The sequence below is a fragment of the Amorphus sp. MBR-141 genome (assembly GCF_053628695.1).
Genome location: NZ_JBRJGW010000074.1, coordinates 1 through 3,266, shown reverse-complemented (window position 1 = coordinate 3,266; position 3,266 = coordinate 1). Strand labels below are relative to the sequence as shown.

The 3,266-nt window shown below is 60.2% G+C and carries 2 protein-coding genes; both read right to left on the bottom strand.

Going from position 1 to position 3,266, the window contains the following annotated elements:
• Positions 1-776: 776 nt before the first annotated feature.
• Positions 777-2,543, bottom strand: a complete 1,767-nt coding sequence (locus tag ACSSVZ_RS28010; protein WP_453974150.1) for a potassium/proton antiporter — start codon at positions 2,541-2,543, stop codon at positions 777-779.
• 82 nt (positions 2,544-2,625) lie between these two features.
• The gene (locus tag ACSSVZ_RS28005) at positions 2,626-2,931 is read right to left on the bottom strand and encodes a PTS sugar transporter subunit IIA (RefSeq protein ID WP_453974149.1); all 306 of its coding nucleotides are present in this window, start codon (positions 2,929-2,931) and stop codon (positions 2,626-2,628) included.
• Positions 2,932-3,266 lie beyond the last annotated feature (335 nt).

Below are 3,266 nucleotides of genomic sequence, written 5' to 3'. Positions count from 1 at the left end.
TCGTCTCGCCCAAAGCCGCGCCCGAAAGGCGGGCTGAACTCTCTCTCAAAAATCGCTGACGCTGCAAGCGGGAAACTCTGGTCGGCTACGCCCTCCCGACGTTCCCCGCTTGCAGCGCCAAGTGGCCTACTTTTACGCCGCCCATTGGCCTGATTTTGCTCCGCCGTTGACAAGCGATTGGTCGCTGAGACCGAGAGACCTGTCAGGCAAATGTCAGAAACTGCACTCGGGTGTTCGCGAGCCCGCTCATAAGGCTGAGAGCCCATCCCGAAAGGGTTGAGCGGCTGGGGCGCTCGTGATTCCAAGGGGTGTTCAGGCCATCTTGGAGCGAGCGATGCGGACCCGAGCCACTCCGGCAGCATAGTCACGCGGGACTTCGATACGTGACGGATTTGACGAATGCAGAGTGCGGCTGGTTGCGTCGCTGCTATCGGCGTCGAAGCAGACGGGTCGGCCGCTCTCCTGGTCTCTGCGCGAGATCTTCATGCGCGGAGGCGTGGCCTGCCGACTTCTGCTAAGCGACCTTCCGCCCAAAGAGCACTGCCTATGGCTGGTTTGCGGCCCGGGGGACGGGCGCGTGTGCGAGGCGCTCAATCATACGCTGCTGATGATCGATCGCGAATGCAGTAGTCGGTCGGCCTCGCCGAGCGCCTGCATTGTCGACAGCCCGAGCGCAATGACCAACGAACCCGGCGGCCCGCGTGGCTGCGCTGGCAGCCTTCCGGCCTCATCCGCGTCCAATAGACCGAGCTACTATCCGGTGCTCCATGACCCAATTATGCTCGGCGGCGTCGATAGACGTCGACGAGCTTCGCGCCGAGACGGCTGCGCGGGACGCGGCTGCGATCAGCTTCGATGATTGCGAGCCCGGCAGCAGCTGTCTTCCCATTGTCATCGACTTCGCGGACGACTAGTTCCACTGTCTCAATGGCTACGCGGTCGCCGATCTCCGCACGCCCGCCAACCCGGGATGCGATGAAGTCGGCGATGCTGACGTCAGCCACATCTGCGGGTAGGCCCACGCCATACATTGTCGCAAGGACGCGAACTGACTGCGTGGGATTGACATCGAAAACGCCGAAGAAATCGCGGTCGTCTTCCGCCACCTGCGTGGGTCCGGCGAACAGCCTGTCGAGAAGACGCACGAAGCGCGGGGCGGTAAACACATAGACGTTATCGCCGGGCTGCAGGTGCCGAACGTGCTGCCACTTCATCGATTGACCGTCTCTGATGATTAGCGACGGCCGTGCCCATCTCGGTATTCTCACTCCGCGGGAGACTGGGCTTCCGTCAGTGACTTTGTAGACGACGAGTTCATGATGGGCAGTGCCGGGCAGCTCCAGTTCCACGCGGTCGAGGGGGCCGATGGTCGGCGGCACTATTAGCTTCAGCCAACGGGCCATCGGGCGGATCGTCCATCCCTGAACGACTAGGGAGACGAGCACCACGATGAATACCGTGTTGAAGTAGAGTTGCCCGTTGGGCAGTTCTGCGATCACTGGGAGAATGGCCAGCATGATCGAGACGGCCCCGCGCAAACCGACCCACCCCACAAAGACCTGCTCTCTGGTGCGGAAGCCAAACGGCAGAAGGCACAGCCACACAGCGATAGGGCGTGCCACGAGAATGAGGACCAAGGCGAGCAACAAGGCCCCAGGGGCGGCAGCAATGAATTCAGACGGGGTTGCGTACAGACCAAGCATGACGAACATGACGATCTGAGCTAGCCAAGTCATGCCACCCTGAAACCGCCGCAGACGGTCCGCGGCACGTAACCGTCGATTGCCTGCCACCAGGCCAGCGACATATACGGCTAGAAAACCGCTTCCACCAAGGATCCCCGTCAGCGCGAAAAGAAACAGAGCAGCACTCAGTACCATGACCGGATAAAGGGAACCCTCGAGATTTACACGGTTGACAACAACGGCGATCAGCAGGCCTCCACCAAGTCCGAGGGCGAGGCCCAGTCCCATCTGTTGAACGAAGCCGAAAAGAATGCCCGCATTGGGGTAGGTGGCTCCTGCCGAGATCAACTCCACCAGCAACATTGTCAGAAATATTGCCATGGGATCGTTCGATCCTGACTCCACTTCAAGGGTCGACCGAACTCGATCTCTGACCGTGATCTGACCTATTCGGAGCAGAAAAAACACCGCCGCAGCGTCGGTTGAGCCGACAATCGCGCCGAGCAGAAGCGACTGCAGCCAGCCAAGACCCAGCAAGAAGTGGGCGGCAATGCCCACCAAGCCCGCCGTGAGCAGAACTCCGACGGTGGCAAGCGTTATGGCCGGGCCGGCCGCCTGCCGGAAGGACCGCTTTGCGGTCCCAAAACCGGAGTCAAACAGGATCACAGCAAGGGCCAAGCTGCCGATGAAATACGCCGTGCCGGCATCGTTGAACTGAAGTCCGAGCCCGTCCTCACCGGCGGCCAAACCCACGAACAGGAACACCAGCAGCAAAGGCGCGCCGAAGCGGAACGCGGCCAAGCTGGTGAAGATCGAGGCAATGAGAAGGCCCGAGCTGATCAATATGACTAGGTAGATCCAATCAACCAGGGGGTTTCCTCCTCGTGTGTTTCCTTGATCTACTATAAGCCCTAGCCGCTGAACGATGAGATGACATTCTCTAAAGCTCGCGCTTTCCAAAGAGGCCGCGCTGTTTCCGCCGTACGCTAGCCTGGGCAAAACTGGCAGTTCCATCCCGGTGCTCCTTGGTGGCACCGGTCGCCGTCAGTAACATCAGGATAAGAACTACAGGTCCCTCGTCTGCGGCCGTGTATGGCACCGGATATGCGAGTTGGACGAATATTGCCATGGTCCGGTCCAAGCCATCCAGGTAGGCGTGAGGAAATGCGACATCGGAGCCGATGGCGGTCGATTCCAGCTTCTCGCGGGCGTGAAGGGCGTGGCGGCACTCACCGTGAACAGCGATGCGTGGGAGCGCCGGTGCTGCGCCGATCGTGGACGTGCTGGATACGTTTTTCTCAAGCTAATCTTGTGTCCGGCCCACGCACCGAAGTTGCAAAGATTATTCTCCTTCGTTCCGTGGCAAGCTGCGAGAACCGACCATGCCCCTTTGAGGGCGACGGCCTTCCGGATAAGTCAGTGGGGAACGGATGTCGAACGAGATGCCTCCACTTGATCGCATAAGGCGCGAACATATGGCATTGGCCCTGGCCTGCTCCCCGGCAAGTGGCCACTGTTGTGAGTTAGATTTCGGCTCCAACATTGGAGCTGAGAATGCCGAAGAAGCGCTATTCCCCTGAA